The following is a 21,978-nucleotide window of genomic DNA, read 5'->3' as shown; positions in this document are numbered from 1 at the left end:
ATTTTATACTGCTTTATGGTTATTGGGGTGGGCTGCGAAGCTGGCCTGTGGTGCTGAGGGAGCGTGGGGTGGTCTTAGGGCGCTGGGCGACGGGCAGCAACCGGAGCGTGGCGCAGGTGGCCAGCCTGAGGCTGCGCGGAGGGCGAGCGCAGTGAGGCAATGGCCATCGTACTGCGGAGGTTTTGCTGGTGCGTTGGCGTGGGGGATGCGAAAGCGTTGATCGACGGGCATGAGTGCCCATCGTACTTTTCGGGGGCTTGGCTCAGCTGAAGCCGAGGGCGTGGAGGACGGCCTGTGCGGCGGAGTAGAAGAGCCAGGTGTAGACGGCCCAGGCGGTGAGGATGAAGCCGAGGACCATGGCGAGGAGGATGAGGATGCCGGTGTAGTAGTGGAGGGTGCTGCGCCGGACTGTGTGACGATGCCCGGCCTGCCAGGCGAGGAGGAGTTTCAAGTTGCGGGTGTTGGATTTGAAGAAGACGGAGGCGAGGGCTCCGGCGCCGGGGACGAGGCCGATGAGGAAATTGGTGCCCATGTTGAGGGCCATGCGAAGGAAGACGGGAATGGGGATGCCGGAGCGGAGGGCATCGAACAGGATGATGACGCCTGCGCTGGAGGCGACGGTGTCGCCGACGCCGGGGATGAGGGCGAGGATGGGATCGAGCCCAAAGCGGACGTTTGTGCCGGGGACGCGGAGGAGTTCGTCGAGGTATTTGGAGAGGATGCGTGCGGCGGCGTTGCCGGCGGGGTCTTTGCTGGAGGCGAGCTGGGCGGCGATGGGGTTGATCTCTGGCTGCGTGGGCGGGAGGACGGTGTCCACTTTGAGGTCACGGGCGGGAGCTGGCATGGGAGGGGATACGTGGGGGGACGGGCGGGGGCAACGGGGAATGGGGGCTGGATGCGGAAGGGGAGGAGCGGGTCTGGTGGGTGCAAGGACTGTGCCACTGGGATGGGACGGATGCCTTTGCCGTTGAACACAGGTCTGCTGACGGAGGGGGATCGACTTGATCTCTCGGTTTGGGGGCTGGATGGGCGAGTATGCCGGACGATGTGAGAGCGTGAGGGATCGGGACGATCCCTCTCCGCCAGAACGCTGACGCGTTCGCGGTGCGCTGTGGAGGATCGCGCGCGACGGCTTTAAACGTGGATTGGATTTTGTTTCTACTGCGCGTGGCAGGGTAGGCCGGGCAGGTGGGCGGGTGTGTGCGGGCTGCGTTTGAGTGTGAGGTGGTGTGCGTAGGCTGAACCGGCCTGCGGAAGGCGGTAGCTGCGCGACCGCAGTCCCTATGGGGGATGCTGCGAAGCCGCGGAATGAGCGAGGGACTGCGGTGGGGGAAAAGCAGAACGGGCTTTCCGCTTCGCCTGGGTGGCGGATGGGAAAGCCCGGACTGGGGGAGGATGGGTGCTGGACCTGGATGCTACGATTTGCTGGGCAGATCGACGAGCATCTGGGCGTTGCTGGGGTAGCGCTCGAGGAGGGAGATGACGCGCTGGATGGCTTCGACGGGCTTGTGGCCGGCGAGGCCGCGGCGGAGCATGTGGATTTTGTCGAGCTGGAAGGTCTGGAGGAGGAGCTCTTCGCGGCGGGTGCCGGATTTGAAGATGTTGACGGCGGGGAAGACGAACTGCTCGGCGATCTTGCGGTCGAGCACGAGCTCCATGTTGCCGGTGCCTTTGAACTCCTGGAAGATGAGGTCGTCCATGCGGGTGCCGGTTTCGACGAGGGCGGTGCCGAGGATGGTGAGGGAGCCGGCGGTGCGGGTGTTGCGCGCGGCGGCGAAGAGGCGGCGGGGGATTTCGAGGGCGCCGACGCCAACACCGCCGCTCATGACGGCCCCGGATTTGGCGGTGTTGTTGAAGGCACGGGCCATGCGGGTGATGGAGTCCATGAGCATGAAGACGTGCTCTCCGCATTCGACGAGGCGCTTGGCGCGCTCGATGGCGAAGGTGGAGATGCGGGTGTGGCTCTTGACGTCCTGGTCGTTGTTGCTGGCGTAGATTTCGGCCTGGGGGAGGATGCGCTTGAACTCGGTGACTTCCTCGGGGCGCTCATCGACGAGGAGGATCATGAGGTGGGTGCCGGGGTGATTGGTGACGACGGCCTCGGCGATGTGCTGGAGGATGGTGGTCTTGCCGGCACGGGGTGCGGCGACGATGAGGCCGCGCTGGCCGCGGCCGACGGGGGTCATCATGTCGATGACGCGGGTGGTGAGGCGGTCTTTGACGGTTTCGAGCTGGTAGCGCTTGTTGGGGTTGACGGCCTTGAGCTCCTCGAAGAGGGGCATGTCGCGCATGGCGAGGGGATTGCGGCCGTTGACCTCGGTGACTTCGGTGATCTGGGGGCCGCGTGCGCCTTTGCACTGGACGCCGACGATCTGCATGCCTTCACGGAGTCCGTATTTGCGGATGAACTCGGGGGCGATGAAGGCGTCCTGCGGGTGCTGGGCGAAGGAGAGCTCGCGGCGGCGGAGGAAGCCGTAGCCTTTGGGGGACATTTCGAGGATGCCGTTGGCGGGCTCCGGTGGGCCGAGGGGGACGGGGGGCTCGGGCTCGTAGTTGCGGCCGCCCTGGGCGTTTTGCTGGGGGGAGCCGTTGTCGCGGTCGCGATCACGATTGCCGCCGTCGCGGTTGCCATTGGGATTGGGGGTGTAGGGGGCGCCGGAGCGGCGCTGGGCATCGCGCTCGGCGCGACGCTGCTTCCAGCGTTCGAACTTGGCTTTGCGGCGCTCCTTGGCGGTCATGGGGCGCGGCTGGCCGTTTTCACCGATGACGGTGTAGCGGGGTAGGCCATTGGGCTCGGTGGCGGGGCTGCTGCCTTCGGCTTCGTCGTCGCCTTCGGAGTCTTCGGCACTTTCTGGATTGGCGGCAGGTGCCGTGGGCTGGGGTGCGGCTGCTGGAGCGGGGGCTGCGACGGGTGCGGGAGCTTCGGCGACCGGGGCGGGGGCCTCCTGAACGAGGGTGGCGGGGGCTTCTGCGGGGGCGGGAGCCGGGGCTGCGGTGATCTCAAGATTGAGCTCGGGGGCGGCTTCGGCGGAGTCGGCCTTTTTCTTGGCGGTCTTTCGGGCGACTTTGGCCTTGGGCTTGGCGGCGACGGGGGCTTCCTGTTCTGTGATGACGGGGGCGACTTCGACCACGGGTTCGGCTGCGGGGGCGGCTTTGGCCTTAGCTTTAGAGACTTTTTTCGCAGGAGGCGCGGCTTCTTCTGCGGCGGCGATTTCCACGAGGGGCTCGGCTTTGGCTTTGGTGGCGGCTTTTTTGACCGCTGCTTTTTTGGCCGGGGCTTTGCGCTTGGTTTTGGGAGCTTCGAGCTCGGCTGTGGTTTCGTCAGACATAAACGGGAGGAAAGGGGAGGTGATTAATCGAGCTGATCGGCAATGGCGTCGTCGATTTCAAAGTTGGCGTGGATGTTTTGCGAATCGTCGTAGTCGTCGAGGACGTCGTAGAGACGGATGAGTGATTTCGCGGTTTCCACGTCGCTGATGGTGACGGTGGTCTGAGGCTGGTAAATGAGCTTCTGAGAGCGGGAGGCGAGGCCTTTTTCGCGGAGGGCGGAATTGACCTGGAAGAGCTGGTCGGTGGCGGTGTAGACGATCCATTCGTCGCCGTCTTCCTGGATGTCTTCGGCGCCTGCGTCGAGGGCGGTCTCCATGATCTGGTCTTCGGTGGCGGCGGCTTTGTCGAGGCGGATTTCGCCGCGGCGCTGGAACATGTAGGCGACGCTGCCGGAGTCTGCGAGGGTGCCGCTGTTTTTGGAAAGGAGGACGCGGATGTCGTTGAAGCTGCGATTGCGGTTGTCGGTGACGATTTCGATCATCATGGCGACGCCGCCGGGGGCATAGGCTTCGTAGAGGACTTCCTCGATCTGAGCGCCGCCGAGCTCGCCGGTGCCTTTTTTGATGGCGCGGTCGATGTTGTCATTGGGCATGTTGGCGGCGCGTGCCGCGAGGACGGCGCTGCGGAGGCGGGCATTCATGTCGATGTTGCCACCACCGTGCTTGGCTGCGAGGGTGATTTCCTTCGAGAGCTTGCTGAAGGCATTGCCGCGCTTGGCATCCGTGATGGCTTTGCCACGCTTGATTTTGGACCATTTGTTGTGGCCTGCCATGATGAGAGCGATGTCTTGGGGAATGCCGCGAACGGATGCGGCCATGACAATGACGGCGGCCTTCCGTGCGGTGTGGTTTGGGGGAATGTGGGGGAAAGCGGCATTGCCGCGGTGAGCTCTTGCAGGAATGACGGCCACGCAGCGAGTGCGGGGTCGCGTTTCATCAGCACCAAGGCTGGGGAAACTTCGGCAATCCTGCCGGGGACAACACCAAGTGTTCACCAAGTTGAGAGAACTTGGAACGAGATGGAGTGTGCTGGATGGAGGGGCAGGATGCAAGGTTTTTTTTCGGGGCGGGAAAAGTGAGGGGACTGAGTGTTGGCTGTGACACAGCGATGATGATGCCGGGGTGTGGTATGACTGCGGGAGCCGGTGGGGAGCGGACCTGCATGCTGCGAAAAGAAGGCTGCCCGGAGGTGCGCGACCGCACCTGCGAGGAGCTGTGTCTGGGGAGAGGAACGAGCGTGACTGAGCTGCGGATCGTTATCACCTTGAATCTTACTGCGTCCTGAGGCATGGACACGGCCCTACTTTACAACCATGTCCGAAGCCCGAAAGACCCTCGAAGAACGCGCTCAGATGTCTGACATCGACCGCCTGCGCCACTCCTGTGCCCATGTGATGGCCACCGCCATCCTGCGCCTGTGGCCGAACGCCCAGTTTGCCTACGGGCCGCCTGTGGAGAATGGCTTCTACTACGACTTTGACCTGCCGGATCACCGCATCACGCCGGACGACTTTGAGAAGATCGAGGCGGAGATGAAGAAGATCGCCAAGGAGAACCAGAAGTTTGAATGGAAGGGCGTGAGCCGCGAAGAAGCGATCGCGCTGGCGAAGTCCGGCCGTCTGGGCGGCCTGACGGAGCGTCCGGGGAATCCGAGTGTTTTCAAGCTGGACCTGCTGGAAAAGATTCCTGAAGGCGAGCAGATCTCGACCTTCCAGAACGGCGACTTCATCGACCTCTGCGCGGGGCCGCACGTGGGCTATACGTCCAAGTGCAAGAACGTGAAGATCATGTCGGTGGCGAGCGCCTTCTACATGGGCGACGAGACGAAGCCGCAGCTGCAGCGCCTGTATGGCACGGCTTTCCCGAGCAAGGAGGAGCTGGACCAGCACCTGGTGCAACTGGAGGAGGCGAAGAAGCGCGACCACCGCAAGGTGGGGCGTGAGCTGAAGCTCTTCCACATTGATGAAGACGTGGGGCAGGGGCTCATCCTATGGACGCCGAACGGGGCGATCCTGCGCCAGGAGCTGCAAAATTTCATCAGCGAAGAGCTGCGCAAGCAGGGCTACAGCCAGGTCTTCACGCCGCACATCGGCAAGACGGTGCTGTACAAGACGAGCGGCCATTTCCCCTACTACAAGGACAGCCAGTTTGCGCCCGTGATTGAGAATGATGACCTGGCCAAGGTGATCAAGGAAGGCTGTGGCTGCTGCGAGGTGATGGAGCGCCTGGGTGCTGTGTCGTCCCGCCTGCGTCAGCAGCTCAACGAGCGTGCCGGCAAGGAAGTGGTGCCGGAGGATCGCGTGATGCCGGATGACCAGCTGCTCGACGGCTTCCTGCTGAAGCCGATGAACTGCCCGCACCACATCAAGATCTACGCCAGCCAGCCGCGCAGCTACCGAGACCTGCCCGTGCGACTGGCCGAGTTTGGCACGGTGTATCGCTGGGAGCAGAGCGGTGAGCTCAATGGCATGACGCGCGTGCGTGGCTTTACGCAGGATGATGCGCATCTTTTCTGCACGGAAGATCAGGTGGCGAAGGAAGTGCTGGGCTGCCTGAGCCTCGTGAAGATCGTGCTCAACACGCTGGGCATGCACGACTATCGCGTGCGCGTGGGCCTGCGTGATCCTGACAGCAGCAAGTTTACCGGAGATCCTGCCAAGTGGGATGCTGCGGAAGAGGCGTGCCGCACGGCGGCCGCGACGCTGGGCGTGCCCTTCACCGAAGAGCCTGGCGAGGCTGCCTTCTACGGGCCGAAGATCGACTTTGTGATCAAGGACGTGATCGGCCGCGAGTGGCAGCTGGGCACTGTGCAGGTGGACTACGTGCTGCCGGTGCGCTTTGACCTGTCCTACAATGGCGCGGACAACAAACCGCATCGCCCAGTGATGATCCACCGTGCGCCGTTTGGCAGCATGGAGCGCTTCTGCGGCGTGCTGATCGAGCACTTTGCCGGACATTTCCCGACTTGGCTTGCCCCTGAGCAGGTGCGCATCCTCACCATCAGCGAGAAGGTGGACGCTTTTGCCGATGAAGTGTACGCCAAGCTCAAGGACGCCGGCCTGCGTGTGACGCTGAACAACGACGCGGACAAGATCGGCGCCAAGATCCGTCTGGCCCAGCTGGACCGCATTCCCTACATGCTCGTGCTTGGTGAGAAGGAAGCCGCTGCGCAGAGCGTGGCGGTGCGCCACAGCAAGAAGGGTGATCTGGGTGTGAAGGCGATTGATGACTTCATTGCGGAGATCACGAGCGAGGTGAAGGAGCGGAGATTGTAAGTTTAACGAGTAGCTTGTGTGAAGGAGCTTGAAGAACGTCATAATCCTTACGCTCCTCCGCAGGCGAAAGTGCTGGTTGACCAAGCATCAAAGCCTAGTGCCAAACGCCCACCTTCGGTAAGGTGGGCCCTCGCAATGATTCTGGTGTCCACGGTGGTTATCTCGTATCTTGAGGTCCAGATTTTTAGGGAGCAGGGGTGGGCGCTTTGGTTCGGTCAACCCTGGTCGGCAGCACAGGACGTCCTTCGCATAGTGGCTGGTCTTGGTTTGGTGTTTGGTGTGCGCAAAGCGTGGGTGTATTGGGCCACTGTCGTCATACTAGCAGCTCACCTGATCAATATGGGTGAAAGCATTTTGTATGGTTTACCGGGTGCCCCCCCGCGCGATCTAAGCTCCCAGCTGGAAATGGTGATTGCGGGGCTTTTGCTCTGCTTCCATTTCTACCGTTTTGCTTTTTGCAAACCGAGTCGCCGTTACTTTGGCCTTGTAAATGTGGATTGATTTCACCTACACGCTCAAGAAGCTGCGCTCAACGAGCCAAGTCGTAAGCGCTGCTGTTTGATGGTTCATGGAAACTTCACCAAGAACTCGCTCACAGACAACGTCGGAATTGGGGAGTTGATGAAGTGCTTGGTGTTGTTGGTGACAATCACATCAGCTTTGCATCGCAAGGCTGCAGCAACCTGGAGGGCGTCCTCGAAGTCCGGCAAGCCAAGGCTCAGCGCTCGCATGACATCAGTTTCGTCGGTCGCTGAAATGCGGGCCTGCAGCAGCATGTCGCGGAGATGTTGCTCTCGCTGAGAGGTCGTGAGTTTGGCCCGAGCGTGAATGTAATCCACATTCGAGATGGTATGCCATGCGATCCACAGTTCATCGTTCCTTGCGGCACATCCAGTCAGGAATGCCGAGGCATCAGTGAAACCGGCGCGGTTGAGAGTCACATCCAACCAGACGTTGGTGTCCACGAAAATGCGCATGAATCAAAGCTGGTGTTTTTTTTGCAGATGCTGCCAGCGAAGATCGTCGAGGTCTTCATCGCTCAACGTGCTCACCGGCTGTGCAGAGCAGCGTGACAGCCATGCCTTGAGAGCCTCTTGCTTGTCTGGCAAGGTTGTGGCTTGGGCAGGCTCATCGGCGCTGATTTCCAGCGACTGACCATGCCGACGCACACGAGCGGGCAGCCACATTTCTTCTGGCAGTTTGATGTTCGGTGGCAGGACGGCGGTAAAGGTCATGAGCAACGTCTGTTTATACTAAATTACTTGTGACAGGCTTTTGCGTCAATCTTGTCGTGACCGACAGAACGTGGATAGGCCAAACTATCACTCTGCTACACCTTCGCCAGACTCAGCAGCTCCTTCACGCGGTCGAGCTCTACTGCGGAGGTCTTGGCGACGAAGCCGCGTGCGTGGGCGAAGTGGACGTCGGGTTGTGTTTCGATGCGGGTGAAGTCGTAGAGGGGGCTGTCGTTGTGGCGGGAGAGGCCGTAGCCGGTGCCGCGGCGGTCGGGGTAAATCAGAGCGGCGACGGTGGTGTCTTTGCCGAGGCTTTCGATGTAGCGCTCGATGCCGGAGGAGGGTTCGTCGGGGAGGGGTTCTGTGCGAGGGAGGAAGAGGACTTCGTGGTCGCCGAGGTTCCAGATTTTGGCGTGCAGGGCGATGTAGTCGAGGCGGCTGCGGAGGTCGCGGAGGTAGTCGAGGAGATCGCTGCCGATGTAGCTGAGGATTTCCCACAGGGGCTCGCCGGGCTCCAGGCGTTTGGCTTTGGCAAAGCGGCGGAGGATGGTGACGTCGATGGGTGAGGTGAGCTTGGTCATCGACTCGCGGGTGACGCCGAGCCATTTGGCGGTGGTGTTGGGACCACGGGTGTCGAACCACTCGGCGGGCTCCAGCCAGTCGCAGAAGGCGCGGGCGTCTTCATAGAGACCGAGGTGCTGAAGCACGAGGCTGAGGGAGCAGATGGGCGGGGTGTCGGCGGGGAACTGGTGGTGGTCGAAGTTGTGGCGCTCAGGAGCGTGCTCGCCGCCGACATCGACGACGGCGATGGTGGGGTCTGCGAGGTCCTCGGCGGTGGGCTCGCGGCGGACGATGGGCACGCGATGCACGGCGGCGAGGAGGCAGCAGGCGAGGAGCTCGTCTTTATGTGAGCCGCCGGGGTGGGTGAGGATGAGGGAGAGGGGCATGGGGGAAAGGGGGCTGGGGCGTGGTTTGTAGGCGTGGCGGGGGATGGGGGCAATGACGAATGACGAATGGAAGCGGGCACTGGGTGAGGTGGGGGCTGTGTAGCTTTTGCCGGGACACGGGGTTCCGATTGTGTTTTGGCTGAGGGGTGGTTTGGTCCTGGCGCTGGCAACCCAACCACTGCGGGCACCGATGCAGCGTCATGAAGATGATCTATCGCCGAATCAGCTTTGTCTGCGCCTTGATGACGGGCGTGCTGGGGGCGCTGACGCTGATAGGATGGGTTTCGGGGCTGGCGGTGCTGGCGAGCATCCGCCAGAGCTACATCCCGATGGCGCCCAGCACGGCGCTGGCGTTTACACTGCTAAGCCTGGTGCTGCTGCTGCGCGAGCACCCGAAGTTCCGGCGTCCGGTGGCGGAACTGCTGATTGTGGTGGTGTGCCTGGTGGCGGGTGGGAAGCTGTTTGAGTTTTTCAGCGGGATCAGCCTCGGGGTGGAGGAATGGCTGGTGGCGGATCCGGCGATGTTTGGGGCGGTGCGAACGGGCCGGATGTCGCCAATCACGGCGCTGAATTTTCTGCTGATCTCCGTGGCTGTGCTGGCGCTGCTGAAGGTGAGGCTGCGCTTCTGGGCCGGACCGATGACGGCTCTGGTGCTGGCCGTCAGCTGCGTGGTGGTGCTGGGCTACCTGCATGGTACACCGCTGCTGTATGGCGGCACCGTCATTCCGGTTGCGCTGCCCACGGCGGCGGCGTTTATCCTGATGGGAAGCAGCATCATAGCAGCGATCGGGGCGGAGTGCTGGCCGCTGAGGGGCTGGCAGGGAGACAGCACCCGCGCGGTGCTGCTGCGCTGGTTTCTGCCGGCCGTGGTGCTGGTGGCGCTGGCGGAGGGCCTGCTGCGCACGCACTTCCTCACGGGCTGGACGCTGAATCCAGCGCTGGCCTCGGCGCTGTCCACGCTGCTGTACATCCTGATCATCAGCGCTGTGATCTCGCAGGTGGCACGGCTGGTGGGAAGGCGCATTGACCGTGCAGAGAGCGAGCGCAACGCGGCGCAGGCAGCCCTGGAGGCGCTGAACCGCGAGCTGGAGCAGCGGATCGCCGAGCGCACCCGGGAGCTGAGTGCGAAGAACCAGCAGATGGAGGAGGAGCTGACGATGGCGCGGGAGCTGCAACTGGCGCTGCTGCCGGACCATTTTCCAAGCGTGCCGCAGTCGGCGCCTGTCGCGGAAAGCGCCCTGAAGTTCTTTTCCGTGTATCAGCCAGCCGGAAAGGTGAGCGGTGATTTTTTCAGCGTCTTTCCTGTTTCAGAAACCGGCGTGGGAATCTTCATCTGCGATGTGATGGGGCACGGTGTGCGGGCCGCGCTGGTGACGAGCATGATGCGGGCGCTGCTGGAGCAGCACAGCGGCTCCGATATGGACCCTGGCCGCCTGATGACCCAGATCAACCATGGGCTGCATTCCATCCTGAAGCAGGCGGGCACGACGATGTATGCCACGGGGGTGATGGTCATCGCCGATGCGGCGAAGGGGGAGTTTCAGTACGCCATCGCCGGGCATCCCTCGCCGCTGCATCTCAAGCGGCATGAAGGCCGGACGACGTTTCTGGAACTCCACGGCAGAGCAGGCGCTCTGGGGCTTTTCTCCGATGTGGTCTTTACGACCACCCGCGCGACGATGGCTCCCGGAGATCTCCTCATGCTGTACACCGACGGACTGTTTGAGGTCGAGAATGAGGAGGGCAATCTTTTCAGCCAGGAGGACCTCTTCAAAGCTGTGGATGAACGCCTCCATTTCCCAACGGGCGAGCTCTTCCAGTCCGTGCTGGCCGAAGTCCATGGCTACTCCCAGCGCAGTGACTTCGATGATGATGTGTGCATCCTGGGCATCGAAATGGCGTGTGTGCTCGGCGCTGAAAAAAGAGAAAGCGGGCTGGAGGGCGAGAAGCAGAACCAGAAGGCACCGCTGGATGAAGAAGCGGTGCCTGAGCCGGTCTGAGGGGGGGCTCCTGCCGCTGTGTGGCAGCGACGGACGTGAGCTGATGCGAAAATGAGAGCCGGGCTATTTCTTTGGGCCGGACTCTTTCTCCTCTGCAAAGCGCTTCATGTCGATGAGTTCGAAGGTGTTCATCTTGTCGAAGGTGGGGGCGTAGATGCGCCAGAGCTGCTTGCTGGTGCCGGCGATGGTGACCACGGCCATGTCGAGGTCATTGCCCCAGAAGACGGAGTAGAGGATGTGGTGCGGGCCTTCCTCCGTCTGCAGGCACATGCGGGTGAACATGCCCTGGTTCTTTTCTTCGCAGGTTTCGAGCACATGCACGTCCGGGCTGGTTTGCTTGGACTTGATGAAGTCGAGGATGAAATCTTTGGGAGATTGTCCCGTGGCCTCTTTGACGCCGATGAAGGCCTGGATGCGGACGCCTGTGGTGTAGTGGCCTTTTGAGCTGTCCTCACGGGACAGCGTCCACGTGTAGGCGGGGCCTTTTTGGGACTGCGAGTAGAACCAGTCCTTGGGCTTCTGGATCTTGCCGCCCAGGGGCTCCAGAATCTGGGTGACATATTCGGTGGGTGTGGACGGCAGCTTTTCCACGACGGTGCCGGGAGGGTCCGGCCAGACGATGGCAAGGATGCCTTCGGGAACCACGACTCTTTCCTTCGTTTCTTTGATGGCGTCCTTCCATTCCTGAGGGATGGGCATGCCTGCGTTTGCTTCTTCTTTGCTGGCTGGCAGGCCTCCGGCGATCTTGCCACGGATGGCCATGGCAAAGGGGCCGCCATAAACCTCCAGAGCGGGTATGGCCTCCAGCCTCTTTTGGAGCCCGGGGAGGTTCAGTTCCTTGTTCTGGGCCGCACTGGGAATGAACCAAAACCTGCACTGCCCGCCGGGTTTGGCAGCGAGGACGACCACGAGATTGGCGGGTGTGGTGGACTTGGCCAGGAAACTCTGGCATTCGGCGACGATCTTCTTGTAGTAGCTCCCGAGGTCATTCACGGAGGGCACACGCTGCCTGAGGACTTCATCGACTTGATAGAGCACGAGGTTCTCGGGTTCGAAGCCTTCCGCAGGAAATGCGGCGGATTCCAGTGCCATGGCCAGAGAGAGGAGGAGAGGGGCTATGCGGCGCATGCATCAGCATCACTTGGGCGTGTGGCGGGGGCAAGGTTAAAGAGGGGAATTAAGGAAGGTGCTGGGGACGTGGGGGCGGGGCTCGGTGCAGGCGCTGCTGGTACCTGGCGTGGTGTGGCGGGGTGCTGGGTTTGCTTCCACGGCTTTGGCGTGGGGAGCCCAGGGCTTGCTCGTGCCTCACTGCGCCCTGGGCTGGATACGACGCCCCTTTGGGGCTGGAGCGAGTTCCTTTTGAGATGAGGTCTGAGGGAAGCGTGTGATCAGCACATGAAAAATGAGGGCGTGGATGACGCCCCCACTTTGAAACCAAGCCTTGACCTTGCGAGGGCGGTTACTCGCCCGGCATCTTTTCGGTGGGCCAGGTCTCCACCCAGGGCAGGCCGTAGGCGTTGAGGTCCTTCATGAAGGGATCGGGATTGAGCTGCTCGACATTCCAGACGCCGGGCTGGCGGTATTCGGCGGGATTGGTGAGGAGCTGGCGGGCGGCGATCATGGCAGGGACGCCGGTGGTGTAGCTGACGCCCTGGCTGTTGGTCTCCTTGTAGCAGTCCTGGTGGTCGCAGATGTTGTAAACGTAGTAGCGCAGGGGCTTGCCGTCCTTGCCGGTGCCTTCGATCCAGTTGCCGATGCAGGTCTTGCCCTTGGTGTCGGGGCCGAGGGTGCCGGGCTCTGGGAGGAGGGTCTTGAGGAACTCGATGGGGATGATGTCGACGCCCTTGTGCTTGACGGGATGGATGCCGGTCATGCCGACGTTTACGAGCACTTCCATGTGCTTGATGTAGGCGTCGCCAAAGGTCATCCAGAAGCGAGCGCGGCGCATGGGGATGTGTTTGGTGAGGGACTCCAGCTCCTCGTGGTAGAGGCAGTAGATGTTCTTTGGCCCGATGCCGTCGGGGAAGGAGAAGCTGCGCTTGATTTCAAGTGGCTTGGTTTCCACCCACTGGTCGTTTTCCCAGTAGCGGCCGTTGGCGGTGACTTCGCGGAGGTTGATCTCGGGATTGAAATTGGTGGCGAAGGCCTTGCCGTGGTCGCCGGCGTTGCAGTCGATGATGTCGAGGGTGTCGATCTTGGAGAAGTGGTGCTTGAGGGCGTAGGCGGTGTAAACATTGGTCACGCCGGGGTCAAAGCCGCAGCCGAGGAGGGCGGTGAGGCCGGCCTGCTTGAAGCGCTCCTGGTAGGCCCACTGCCAGTGATATTCGAATTTGGCGACGTCGCGCGGCTCGTAGTTGGCGGTGTCGATGTAGTGCACGCCGGCCTCGAGGCAGGCGTCCATGATGGTGAGGTCCTGGTAGGGCAGGGCGACATTGATGACGACCTCGGGCTTGAAGCTTTTGAGCAGCTTGACGAGCTCGGGCACATTGTCGGCGTCCACAGCGGCGGTCTGGATGGGGCGCTTGAGCTCTGCGGCGATGCTGTCGCACTTGGACTTGGTGCGGCTGGCGAGCATGATCTCGCCGAAGACGTCGGGCTGCTGGGCGCATTTATGGACAACAACGCGGCCAACGCCGCCGGCACCGATGATGAGGACTCTGTGGGACATGTGGGGTGGGAAAATGGGGGGAAATGACGAACGAGCGCCAGAAATGGCGGGAGGGCGAGTGTAGCAGGCGTGGGGGGAATGCAAGCGACGGAAATGGCGGGGGATCACATGATCTCCGTGCCTTGCTGAAGCCGAATGCCAATCACAGCTTCACTGGCGGTGTGTCTCCCTCATGCTTCGGGGGCTGAGCTGCCAGAAGATTGGTGAGGAGTGCGCTGGAGGAGGCGGGCATGAGGGTGACGGCGGCTTTGCCAGTGATGATTTTCTGGGCCTCAAGGACATCGAAGACGGCCTGGGAGACGTCGGGGTCTGTGGAGATGTCGCGGAGGGCGTCGCCGACGATCTGGGGACGGACGGCGGCTGCTTTGGCGAGCTCGATGGCGGCGGTTTTTTCGGCGGTGCTGGTGATGATGCTGACCTGGTTGGCGCCATCCTGCTTGATGGCGGAGGTGACCTGACGGAGGCGGTTGACGACCTTGCTTTCGATCTGCTTGATCATCTTGGCATCGCGGAAGTGGACCTTGCGGATGTAAACGCTGCCGAGCTTGAAGCCCCACTCGTGGGACTTTGGGGTGACCTCGCTGCGCACGGTGTCGCTCATCACGTGGCGGTTTACGAGCATGTCTGCGAGCGGCATGTTGCTGAGGCAGCGGACGGTGGAGTTGCTGACGCTGGCGGAGAGGGAGCCGGCGGGGTCGGTGTTTTTGAAGAGGAAGGCGACGGGGTCGCTGACAAACATTTCATACCAGATGCCAATGCCCATGGGGGCGCCCTCCTCGGAGTTGACGGGCTGGCTGCGCAGGTAGGTCTGGTCCAGACGGAGATCGACGACCTGGCACTGGCCGAGCCAGTTGACCAGAAAGGCGGCGGGGCCGAGCCTGGCGGGCAGGAAGTGGAGGCCGGCCTCATCGATGGTGCCGATGACCTTGCCAAAGAGGATGTAAACATTGCTGCGGCGCTCCTGAACGATGGCGTAGAGCCCGGCGATGCGGCCGAGGTAGAGCAGGAGGGGGACGGCGATGCTGCAGCCGATGAAGGTGATGGCTGCGGCGAGGAAGAAGTGGGAGAGTGCGTCCATAAAAAAGTTCCTAGTTCCTGGTTCTTTGTTTCTGGTTCAGTCCTTGTGGGTTTCAAGGAAGACCTGGCCGGCTTTGTCGAAGAGGGCGAGGCGGACATTGCGCACGTAGGAGCGCAGGGCGGCGGTGCCGCGGGATTTAAGATCGAGGAGCTGGGAGGCGAGGCGTTTCAGGGGCTCGACTTCGGCCTGGGCCTTGAGGGTTTCGATTTCGACGGCCCGCTGAGACTGGACGATCTTCTGGTCTGCACTGGCCTGGGCAAGGCTGATGTCCGAGGAGACTTGGTTGTAGGCGGTGTTGATGGCGGCGAGGGCGGACTCGACTTCATGCGGCGGGTCGATGCCGGTGATGAGGGAGGCATCGAGCTGAATGCCGTAGCGAGCGGAGGAGCTCTGGCATTCACGGTCCATGTGCTCGTTGAGGTCGCGCAGGTTTTTGCGGATGTCGTTGATGGAGATGCCGATGGTGGAGGCGGCACCGGAGCCGGAGTCTGCGGCAGCGGTGCCGGCAGGCGCCTCAAAGGTGGCGATGCGCTCGCGCAGGACGCTGACGAAGTAGCCCATGACATGGGCGTAGGCGTTCTTCACGCCAAAGATAAAGGCGTAGAGATTGCGCTCGGAGACGCGGAAGCGGAGCTGGCCGTTGAGGCCGACATTGAGCTGGTCCTTGGTGACGGCTTCAAGAATGCTGCCGGAGCTGTTGGCGGAGGGATCATCCGGATCCCAGGCCATGTTGACGGTGCTGGTGGCGATGTCCACCTTGTAGACCTTTTCCCAGGGCCATTTGAAATAGGGGCCGCCTGGGGGGATGACGCGCACCTGGGGGTAGTCGTAGCGGACTTTTTGCTCCGGGGTAAGGGCGTCGGAAATGGCGTCGTCATTGGTGCTAAGGTCATGCACGCGCTGAGCACGTCCGAAGCTGGTCTTCACGGCCCGCTCGTTTTGATTCACCGTGTAGAAGCCAGCGATGAGGTAACGCATCAGAAACCACACAAGGAACCCAACGAAACAGCCAAAGGCAGTGGACATAGGACAAGGATGTTGCTGCGGGGAGACTCAGGGGGAATGGCGCGGATGCCAACTACAAAGGCGGGGAGGGCTTTGGAATGGATGCCGGGGTGCGTGGGGCTCTTTCGTGCTTGACCCCGGCAGGGGTGAGCGGCTACTGCGGAGGCCTGCCATGAACAAAGCCTGCCTGACCCTCCTGCTTACCGGCGCCCTGTCCCTGATGAGCTGCGCCACGTCCTCGAAGCCGCAACGCCAGCCTGCGGCGGGTGGCGAGATGATCTCATTTCCGAGCCAGCGCATCTCGTTCTTCCTGCCGGACGGATGGAAGACGATGCCGAAAACCAAAGGGCCCGGCCGCCTGATGGGGGCTGCGCGTGAGAACGACGGAGGCCAGGCGGGAGGCATGGTCTTTGGCCTGATCTCGGTGCCTGAGACGAGCTTTCAGAGCGTGACGGACAAGCGGCTTTTCAAGACGCTGCAAAACTCGTGGAGCCGGAAGGGCTTTACCAAATTCGGCAAGCCGCAGGTGGTCAGGGTGGGCGGGCGCGAGGCGCTGCGGTTTGAGGCGCAGAAGCCTGAGGCCAGCCAATCGCTGCTGAACTACACCTTCATCCACCAGGGGCAGATGACCGGGCTGCTGTTTTCCTACTACGGCATGCCGGTGACGAAGGGGCCAGCGGTGCAGCGCATCGTGGACTCCTTTTCGATCGCTCAGTGAGGCTGAAATAGCCGCAGAGGCACCGGCGGGACATGTCATGCGTCATGCCTGGTGCCCGCCGACCCAATGCCGGGTGACGCGGCGAGCCTGATCTGCGGAAGTGAATTTTGCGACTGGCTGGAAACAAAAAGGCACTGAGATTTTGGTCTCAGTGCCGAATTTGTCAGGGCGATGTGCAGGAGGTCAGACGGTCCTGCGCTTGCGCTTGATATTGAGGTGGATGGTGGCGCGCTGGATGGCGGCCATGGCTGCAGCCACTTCTTCCTGATGCTCGCCGGGCTTGAGGTCTTCGAGGGTTTTCTTGGCGCGTGCGATGGCTTCTTCTGCCGCCTTTTCATCGATTTTTTCGGAATCGATGGCTGAGTCGGTGAGGATGCGGGTGACGGAGCCTGTGACTTCGACGAGACCGTCGCCGACGGCCAGTTCGGTGGTTTTGCCACCTTTGGTGATGCGCAGCTCACCGGGGACCAGGGTGGTCACGAGGTTGCTGTGCGCAGGGAGGACACCCATTTCACCCTCGTAACCCGGCAGCACGACGGTATCGACCTCATCAGAGAAGATGCGGGCTTCGGGGGTGACGATTTCCAATTTGAGAGGCATGGGCGAGTGCGGGGGAGATTTATGATTTACGATTTATGATTTACGATTTGCCAGTGGCACCGCGATTTATGGTTTGGAAATCATAAATCAAAAATCGTAAATCATAAATGAAGCGCAGCGATTAGTCCTTCTTCACGCTGTCGATGCCGCCCTTCATGTAGAAGTTGGCCTCGGGGACGCTGTCGTGCTTGCCGTCAAGAATTTCGGCGAAGCCCTTGATGGTGTCTGCGACCTTGACGTATTCGCCCTTGGTGCCGGTGAAGATTTCTGCGACGTGGAAGGGCTGGGAGAGGAAGCGCTGAAGCTTACGTGCACGGAACACGGTGAGCTTGTCTTCTTCGCTGAGCTCGTCCATGCCCAGGATGGCGATGATGTCCTGAAGGTCTTTGTAGCGCTGAAGGACGCGCTGCACGCCGCGGGCGACACGGTAGTGCTCTTCGCCGACGATTTCGGGGGCGAGGGCCTTGGAAACGGAGGCGAGAGGATCCACAGCGGGATAGATGCCCAGCTCGGCGAGTGAACGCTCAAGCACGACGGTGGAGTCAAGGTGGGCGAAGGTGTTGGCCGGGGCAGGGTCGGTCAAGTCGTCAGCAGGGACGTAAACGGCCTGGAAGGAGGTGATGGAACCGGTCTTGGTGGAGGTGATTCGCTCCTGCATCTGACCCATTTCAGCGGCGAGGGTGGGCTGATAACCCACGGCGGAAGGCGTACGTCCAAGGAGAGCGGACACTTCGGAACCGGCCTGGGAGAAACGGAAGACGTTGTCCACGAAGAAGAGCACGTCCTGGTTCTTTTCATCGCGGAAATACTCGGCCATGGAGAGGGCGGAGAGAGCGACGCGGAGACGGGCTCCTGGGGGCTCGTTCATCTGGCCGTAAACAAGGGCCACCTTGGAACCGGGCTCGCTGATGTAGCCGCCCTGGTCGTTCTTGACGATGTCGTGGCCGTTCTTCTTCACCTTGATAACGTCGGACTCGATCATTTCATGGTAAAGGTCGTTACCTTCACGGGTACGCTCACCCACGCCGGCGAACACGGAGTAACCACCGTGGCCTTTGGCGATGTTGTTGATGAGCTCCATGATGACGACGGTCTTGCCGACGCCAGCACCACCGAAGGCGCCGACTTTACCACCCTTGGTGAAGGGGCAGATAAGGTCGATGACCTTGATGCCTGTTTCGAGGATCTGAGCGGAAGGATTCTGGTCGACGAGGGCAGGGGCGGCGCGGTGAATGGCGTAGCGCTTTGCTGTCGCAGGGGAGGGCTGGTCATCGCAAGCGTCGCCGGTGACATTGAAGATACGGCCGAGAACTTCTTCGCCGACGGGGACGGTGATGGGGCCGCCGGTGTCGGTGACGTCCATGCCGCGCTTGAGGCCTTCGGTGGAAATCATCGCAATGGAGCGCACCCAGCCATCACCGAGATGCTGCTGCACTTCGCAGGTGAGGCGTGCGGCCTTGCCACCCTGCTCGAAGTTGATTTCGAGGGCGTTGTAGATGGCGGGCAGCTTGCCGGAGGCGGAGAAATCCACGTCCACCACGGGACCGATGACTTGAACGATTTTGCCGATGTTGCTCATATGAAGTGAAAAGGGGTAAGTAAAAAGTTAAAAGGGCCTGCTTTATTCAAGAGCCATCTTGGCGGTGGTGATTTCGAGGAGTTCGTTGGTGATCGCGGCCTGGCGGAGCTTGTTGTATTCAAGGCTGAGGTCCTTGATCATCTGCTTGGCGTTGTCGGTGGCGTTCTTCATGGCGACCATCCGGCTGGAGTGCTCGGAGGCGCGGGATTCGAGCACCATCTGGTAGATGGTGTCGTTGACATACTGCGGGAGAACGGTCTCAAAGACGACTGCGGCGCTGGGCTCAAACTTGTACTCAAGGGAGTCAGCGGCAGCCGGGGTGATCTCATGACCGAAGTCACGCTTGCCACCAAGAGTCACCGGATTGACGGGCAGAAGCTGCTCGACCGAGGGAAGAACGGTGACGGTGTTGATGAAGTTGTTGAAGACCACGAGCACTTTCTTGTACTCACCCGTGCGGTACTTTTCCTGGATGAAGCGGCTGACGGAGCGGACTTCGGCGAACTTGGCGGGGTCTTTGATGGGGAAGTCAGCGACGAGGGTGCGGCGCAGGCGGTTGATGGCCTGGACTGCCTTCTTGCCGACGGTGACGTATTCGACTTCGCCTTCGATCTGAGTGGTGACGAGCTTCTTGAACAGGTTGGTGTTCAAGGCGCCGCAGAGGCCTTTGTCCGAAGCGATGAGGAGGACGAGGGTCTTGTCTCCCTTGCCTTCGGAGAAGAAGGGGTGGATGCCCTCTTCAGCGTGCTCCTTGAGGTTCACCAGGATCTTGTTGAGCATCTCGGCGTAGGCACGGCCATGGCTGGCCTGGTCCTGCGCCTTTTTCATCTTCGCAGCCGCGACGAGCTGCATGGCCTTGGTGATCTGGGCCGTGTTTTTGACCGATTTGATTCGGCGTCTGATGTCGCGGGTGGAGGGCATCTTTTAAAGGATGAAGGATGAAAAACTAGAAACTAAAACAGCTTACTTCCAGGAGGCTTTGAAGTCGTCGAGGGCGGATTTGAGGCCGGCTTCGACATTGTCGAGGGTCTTCTCGTTGGCGAGCTGGTCCATGAGCTCGCTCTTGCGGGTGCTGAGGTACTCCTCGAGCTTGGCCTGGAATTCCTTCACGCGGTCCACGGCGACGGAGTCAAAGTAGCCCTTCTGCATGGCGTAGAGAGTGCTGACCATGATGGGCAGGCTCTTCGGCTGATACTGCTGCTGCTTGAAGAGTTCCACGATGCGAGCACCGCGATCGAGCTTGGCCTTGGTGCTGGCGTCGAGGTCGGAACCGAACTGGGCGAAAGCGGCGAGTTCGCGGAACTGGGCGAGGTCGAGCTTGGTGGTGCCGGAGACCTTCTTGATGGCCTTGGTCTGAGCGGCGGAACCCACGCGGGACACGGAGAGACCGACGGAGATGGCAGGACGGATGCCCTGGTAGAAGAGGTCGGTTTCGAGGAAGATCTGACCGTCGGTGATGGAGATCACGTTGGTCGGAATGTAAGCGGACACGTCGCCAGCCTGGGTCTCGATGATGGGCAGGGCGGTCATGGAACCACCGCCGTAGTTTTCGGACACGCGGCAGGAGCGCTCAAGCAGACGGGAGTGGAGATAGAACACGTCACCCGGATAAGCTTCACGGCCGGAAGGACGCTTCAGGATGAGGGAAACCTGACGGTAGGCGACGGCCTGCTTGGAAAGGTCATCATAGACGATGAGGACGTCCTGGCCCTGGTCCATGAACCACTCGCCGATGGCGGCGCCGGCGTAGGGGGCGAGGTACTGGTTCACCGCAGAGTCAGAAGCGGAAGCGCTGACGATGGTGGTGTATTCCATGGCACCGGCGTCTTCGAGGGTCTTGACGACGCGGGCAATGTTGGACTGCTTCTGGCCGATGGCGACGTAGATGCAGTAGAGGGGCTTGTGGCCCTTAAGCTTGCCCTGTTCGGCAGCCTTGTTCTGCTGAGCCTGGGAGATGATGGCGTCAACGGCGATGGTGGTCTTGCCGGTTGAGCGGTCACCGATGATCAGCTCGCGCTGACCGCGGCCGATGGGGATCATGGCGTCGATGCTCATGATGCCGGTCTGCACAGGGACGGACACGGACTTACGGGCAATGATGCCAGGAGCAAGCTTTTCGACGGGGTACTGGGTTTCGCCCTTGATGTCGCCTTTGCCGTCGATGGCCTGACCGAGGGCGTTCACGACGCGACCAAGGAGGCTCTTGCCGACCGGCACGGAGAGGAGACGGCCAGTGGTCTTGACTTCATCGCCAGCCTTGATGTTTTCGCCAGAGCCGAGAAGCACGCAACCGACTTCGGTTTCTTCGAGGTTGAGGGCCAGACCGTAAACGCCGCCGGGGAACTCGATCATTTCGTTGAGCATGACATCGCTCAAGCCTTCAATCTTGGCTGCGCCGTCACCGATTTCACGTACGATGCCCACATTGGACTTCGTGACGGCGGTCTTGAGGCCGGCGATTTGGGATTCGATCTCCTGGAGGATGTTGCTCATGGTATTGCGGGTTTGAAAAAGCTGAGAGAGGGGCGGGAAGAATTAGGCGGAAAGGGAGTCTGAGAGGGCTTTGAGACGGGCTTTGACACTGCCATCCCAAACGTCGGAACCGACTTTCACGCGGATGCCGCCGAGCAGTTCTGGATTGACACTGAACTCGAGGGTGAGCGGGCGGCCATACTTCTTGGAGAGGCTGGCCTGGAGCTCTGACTGAGTGGCAGGGGCGAGGGCGGTGGCGCTTTCCACTGCGGCGCGCTGACGGTCCACTTCGTTGGCCACGAGGCGGGCAAAGGCGTCGAGGATGCCGATGTAGCCACGGGGCTTGCTGCTGGCGACGGTGCTGACCACCTTGCGCACACTGGCGTCATCAAGCTTTCCGTTGGCGATGCAGGCGCGGAAAAGCTGGCGAGAGGTGCGGCGGGCTTCCTTGGTGATCTTCATGGTGGCGCGGCGGCGGGAAAATTAAGCGGAGACCTGGGCAGCGGTTTCCTGGTTGATGCGGGTCTGGTCGTCGGTGTTGAGGACCTTGCCGGTGACGCGGCTGGTGGCGTCGGAGACCATGCGGCCGAATTCGCGCTTCAGCTGGGACATGAGCTGCTCCTGCTCAAGCTGGGCGGCTTCACGGGCCTTGGCAATGATGGTGTTGGCGGAAGAGACGGCCTCCTGCTGGCGGCGCTCCTGGATGAGCTTGGCGGCGTCGTCGGCTTCTTTCACGAGGCGGGCTGCGTCAGCCTCCGCCTTGTCGAGAATGGCCTGGGAATTCTGCTTGGCCTCAGCGGCGTCGCGGGCGATTTTTTCGAGCTTGGCTTCACCGTCGGCGATGCGCTGGCGGCGCTGCTCAAGCATGGCCAGAATAGGACCGAAAGCGTACTTCTTCAGGATGCTATAGACCGCGATGAAAATGATGACTTGGGCGAAGAACTTGCCCCAGGCGAGTCCGAAGTCGCCTGCGATTTGATATGCGATGCCTTTGATCTGGTCCATAGCCGAGTTTGAAGAGAAAAGGAGAGGAAGAGTTGACTAGCTGCGGCGGGCTGGGACACAGCCCGCC

20 protein-coding genes are annotated in these 21,978 nt (G+C 61.4%); 4 read left to right on the top strand and 16 right to left on the bottom strand.

The window, feature by feature from the left end:
• Positions 1-262: 262 nt before the first annotated feature.
• The 3 genes from ACFQDI_RS20085 to ACFQDI_RS20075 form a co-directional block, all read right to left on the bottom strand.
• Positions 263-844 carry a DUF4112 domain-containing protein gene (locus ACFQDI_RS20085; protein WP_377170197.1) on the bottom strand — a complete coding sequence of 194 codons (582 nt, stop codon included), beginning with the start codon at positions 842-844 and terminating at the stop codon, positions 263-265.
• Positions 845-1,415: 571 nt separating this feature from the next.
• On the bottom strand, positions 1,416-3,329 hold the full coding sequence (gene rho / locus ACFQDI_RS20080) for a transcription termination factor Rho (protein WP_377170195.1): 1,914 nt from the start codon (positions 3,327-3,329) through the stop codon (positions 1,416-1,418).
• Between the two features lie 23 nt (positions 3,330-3,352).
• A complete protein-coding gene (locus ACFQDI_RS20075) occupies positions 3,353-4,147 on the bottom strand; it encodes a YebC/PmpR family DNA-binding transcriptional regulator (protein ID WP_377170193.1) in 795 nt (264 codons plus the stop codon).
• 495 nt (positions 4,148-4,642) lie between these two features.
• On the opposite strand from ACFQDI_RS20075, the gene thrS reads away from it, so the two are divergent.
• Positions 4,643-6,604: a threonine--tRNA ligase gene (gene thrS, locus ACFQDI_RS20070; RefSeq protein WP_377170191.1), complete on the top strand. Its 1,962-nt coding sequence runs from the start codon at positions 4,643-4,645 to the stop codon at positions 6,602-6,604.
• A gap of 18 nt (positions 6,605-6,622) precedes the next feature.
• The gene (locus ACFQDI_RS20065; RefSeq protein ID WP_377170189.1) at positions 6,623-7,105 is read left to right on the top strand and encodes a hypothetical protein; all 483 of its coding nucleotides are present in this window, start codon (positions 6,623-6,625) and stop codon (positions 7,103-7,105) included.
• A gap of 65 nt (positions 7,106-7,170) precedes the next feature.
• Here the strand turns inward: ACFQDI_RS20065 and ACFQDI_RS20060 are convergent, their stop codons facing one another.
• The 3 genes from ACFQDI_RS20060 to ACFQDI_RS20050 all read right to left on the bottom strand — a co-directional run bounded on the left by ACFQDI_RS20060 (position 7,171) and on the right by ACFQDI_RS20050 (position 8,786).
• Positions 7,171-7,569 (bottom strand): PIN domain-containing protein, encoded by a 399-nt coding sequence (locus ACFQDI_RS20060; RefSeq protein WP_377170187.1) that lies wholly within the window; start codon positions 7,567-7,569, stop codon positions 7,171-7,173.
• A 15-nt stretch (positions 7,570-7,584) separates the two neighbouring features.
• A complete protein-coding gene (locus ACFQDI_RS20055; protein ID WP_377170184.1) occupies positions 7,585-7,839 on the bottom strand; it encodes a hypothetical protein in 255 nt (84 codons plus the stop codon).
• 95 nt (positions 7,840-7,934) lie between these two features.
• Positions 7,935-8,786: an MYG1 family protein gene (locus ACFQDI_RS20050; RefSeq protein WP_377170181.1), complete on the bottom strand. Its 852-nt coding sequence runs from the start codon at positions 8,784-8,786 to the stop codon at positions 7,935-7,937.
• 206 nt (positions 8,787-8,992) lie between these two features.
• Here ACFQDI_RS20050 and ACFQDI_RS20045 point away from each other — a divergent pair, with 206 nt between their 5' ends.
• The gene (locus tag ACFQDI_RS20045) at positions 8,993-10,786 is read left to right on the top strand and encodes a PP2C family protein-serine/threonine phosphatase (protein WP_377170179.1); all 1,794 of its coding nucleotides are present in this window, start codon (positions 8,993-8,995) and stop codon (positions 10,784-10,786) included.
• A 63-nt stretch (positions 10,787-10,849) separates the two neighbouring features.
• Here the strand turns inward: ACFQDI_RS20045 and ACFQDI_RS20040 are convergent, their stop codons facing one another.
• The 4 genes from ACFQDI_RS20040 to ACFQDI_RS20025 form a co-directional block, all read right to left on the bottom strand.
• A complete protein-coding gene (locus ACFQDI_RS20040) occupies positions 10,850-11,914 on the bottom strand; it encodes a hypothetical protein (protein ID WP_377170177.1) in 1,065 nt (354 codons plus the stop codon).
• A gap of 331 nt (positions 11,915-12,245) precedes the next feature.
• Positions 12,246-13,454 (bottom strand): saccharopine dehydrogenase family protein, encoded by a 1,209-nt coding sequence (locus ACFQDI_RS20035; RefSeq protein WP_377170175.1) that lies wholly within the window; start codon positions 13,452-13,454, stop codon positions 12,246-12,248.
• Between the two features lie 142 nt (positions 13,455-13,596).
• Complete coding sequence (locus tag ACFQDI_RS20030; RefSeq protein WP_377170173.1) at positions 13,597-14,532, bottom strand: SPFH domain-containing protein; 936 nt, start codon at positions 14,530-14,532, stop codon at positions 13,597-13,599.
• A gap of 36 nt (positions 14,533-14,568) precedes the next feature.
• Complete coding sequence (locus ACFQDI_RS20025) at positions 14,569-15,558, bottom strand: SPFH domain-containing protein (RefSeq protein ID WP_377170171.1); 990 nt, start codon at positions 15,556-15,558, stop codon at positions 14,569-14,571.
• A 151-nt stretch (positions 15,559-15,709) separates the two neighbouring features.
• On the opposite strand from ACFQDI_RS20025, the gene ACFQDI_RS20020 reads away from it, so the two are divergent.
• Positions 15,710-16,255: a hypothetical protein gene (locus tag ACFQDI_RS20020; protein WP_377170169.1), complete on the top strand. Its 546-nt coding sequence runs from the start codon at positions 15,710-15,712 to the stop codon at positions 16,253-16,255.
• 183 nt (positions 16,256-16,438) lie between these two features.
• On the opposite strand, the gene atpC is transcribed toward ACFQDI_RS20020, so the two are convergent.
• From atpC to ACFQDI_RS19990, 6 genes are all read right to left on the bottom strand, one after another.
• Positions 16,439-16,855: an ATP synthase F1 subunit epsilon gene (gene atpC / locus ACFQDI_RS20015; protein WP_377170167.1), complete on the bottom strand. Its 417-nt coding sequence runs from the start codon at positions 16,853-16,855 to the stop codon at positions 16,439-16,441.
• A gap of 121 nt (positions 16,856-16,976) precedes the next feature.
• Positions 16,977-18,434, bottom strand: a complete 1,458-nt coding sequence (gene atpD / locus ACFQDI_RS20010) for a F0F1 ATP synthase subunit beta (protein ID WP_377170165.1) — start codon at positions 18,432-18,434, stop codon at positions 16,977-16,979.
• A 42-nt stretch (positions 18,435-18,476) separates the two neighbouring features.
• Positions 18,477-19,355 carry an ATP synthase F1 subunit gamma gene (gene atpG, locus ACFQDI_RS20005; RefSeq protein WP_377170163.1) on the bottom strand — a complete coding sequence of 293 codons (879 nt, stop codon included), beginning with the start codon at positions 19,353-19,355 and terminating at the stop codon, positions 18,477-18,479.
• Positions 19,356-19,397: 42 nt separating this feature from the next.
• Positions 19,398-20,927 carry a F0F1 ATP synthase subunit alpha gene (gene atpA / locus ACFQDI_RS20000; protein ID WP_377170161.1) on the bottom strand — a complete coding sequence of 510 codons (1,530 nt, stop codon included), beginning with the start codon at positions 20,925-20,927 and terminating at the stop codon, positions 19,398-19,400.
• Positions 20,928-20,969: 42 nt separating this feature from the next.
• Positions 20,970-21,368, bottom strand: coding sequence for an ATP synthase F1 subunit delta (gene atpH, locus ACFQDI_RS19995; protein WP_377170159.1), 399 nt, complete (start codon positions 21,366-21,368; stop codon positions 20,970-20,972).
• A gap of 21 nt (positions 21,369-21,389) precedes the next feature.
• A complete protein-coding gene (locus tag ACFQDI_RS19990; RefSeq protein ID WP_377170157.1) occupies positions 21,390-21,911 on the bottom strand; it encodes a F0F1 ATP synthase subunit B family protein in 522 nt (173 codons plus the stop codon).
• Between the last annotated feature and the right edge of the window lie 67 nt (positions 21,912-21,978).

The organism is Prosthecobacter fluviatilis (assembly GCF_042655725.1).
GTDB lineage: Bacteria > Verrucomicrobiota > Verrucomicrobiia > Verrucomicrobiales > Verrucomicrobiaceae > Prosthecobacter > Prosthecobacter fluviatilis.
This window is presented reverse-complemented; position numbering and strand designations above follow the sequence as displayed.

Bases quoted from the DNA above. Each gene is read 5' to 3' on its own strand.
- thrS (WP_377170191.1), top strand. From the start codon at position 4,643: ATGTCCGAAGCCCGAAAGACCCTCGAAGAACGCGCTCAGATGTCTGAC.
- ACFQDI_RS20050 (WP_377170181.1), bottom strand. From the start codon at position 8,786: ATGCCCCTCTCCCTCATCCTCACCCACCCCGGCGGCTCACATAAAGAC.
- ACFQDI_RS20045 (WP_377170179.1), top strand. From the start codon at position 8,993: ATGATCTATCGCCGAATCAGCTTTGTCTGCGCCTTGATGACGGGCGTG.
- atpG (WP_377170163.1), bottom strand. From the start codon at position 19,355: ATGCCCTCCACCCGCGACATCAGACGCCGAATCAAATCGGTCAAAAAC.
- ACFQDI_RS20035 (WP_377170175.1), bottom strand. From the start codon at position 13,454: ATGTCCCACAGAGTCCTCATCATCGGTGCCGGCGGCGTTGGCCGCGTT.
- ACFQDI_RS20055 (WP_377170184.1), bottom strand. From the start codon at position 7,839: ATGACCTTTACCGCCGTCCTGCCACCGAACATCAAACTGCCAGAAGAA.
- ACFQDI_RS20020 (WP_377170169.1), top strand. From the start codon at position 15,710: ATGAACAAAGCCTGCCTGACCCTCCTGCTTACCGGCGCCCTGTCCCTG.
- ACFQDI_RS20040 (WP_377170177.1), bottom strand. From the start codon at position 11,914: ATGCGCCGCATAGCCCCTCTCCTCCTCTCTCTGGCCATGGCACTGGAA.
- atpD (WP_377170165.1), bottom strand. From the start codon at position 18,434: ATGAGCAACATCGGCAAAATCGTTCAAGTCATCGGTCCCGTGGTGGAC.
- rho (WP_377170195.1), bottom strand. From the start codon at position 3,329: ATGTCTGACGAAACCACAGCCGAGCTCGAAGCTCCCAAAACCAAGCGC.
- ACFQDI_RS20075 (WP_377170193.1), bottom strand. From the start codon at position 4,147: ATGGCCGCATCCGTTCGCGGCATTCCCCAAGACATCGCTCTCATCATG.
- ACFQDI_RS20025 (WP_377170171.1), bottom strand. From the start codon at position 15,558: ATGTCCACTGCCTTTGGCTGTTTCGTTGGGTTCCTTGTGTGGTTTCTG.
- ACFQDI_RS20030 (WP_377170173.1), bottom strand. From the start codon at position 14,532: ATGGACGCACTCTCCCACTTCTTCCTCGCCGCAGCCATCACCTTCATC.
- atpC (WP_377170167.1), bottom strand. From the start codon at position 16,855: ATGCCTCTCAAATTGGAAATCGTCACCCCCGAAGCCCGCATCTTCTCT.
- ACFQDI_RS20085 (WP_377170197.1), bottom strand. From the start codon at position 844: ATGCCAGCTCCCGCCCGTGACCTCAAAGTGGACACCGTCCTCCCGCCC.
- atpA (WP_377170161.1), bottom strand. From the start codon at position 20,927: ATGAGCAACATCCTCCAGGAGATCGAATCCCAAATCGCCGGCCTCAAG.
- atpH (WP_377170159.1), bottom strand. From the start codon at position 21,368: ATGAAGATCACCAAGGAAGCCCGCCGCACCTCTCGCCAGCTTTTCCGC.
- ACFQDI_RS19990 (WP_377170157.1), bottom strand. From the start codon at position 21,911: ATGGACCAGATCAAAGGCATCGCATATCAAATCGCAGGCGACTTCGGA.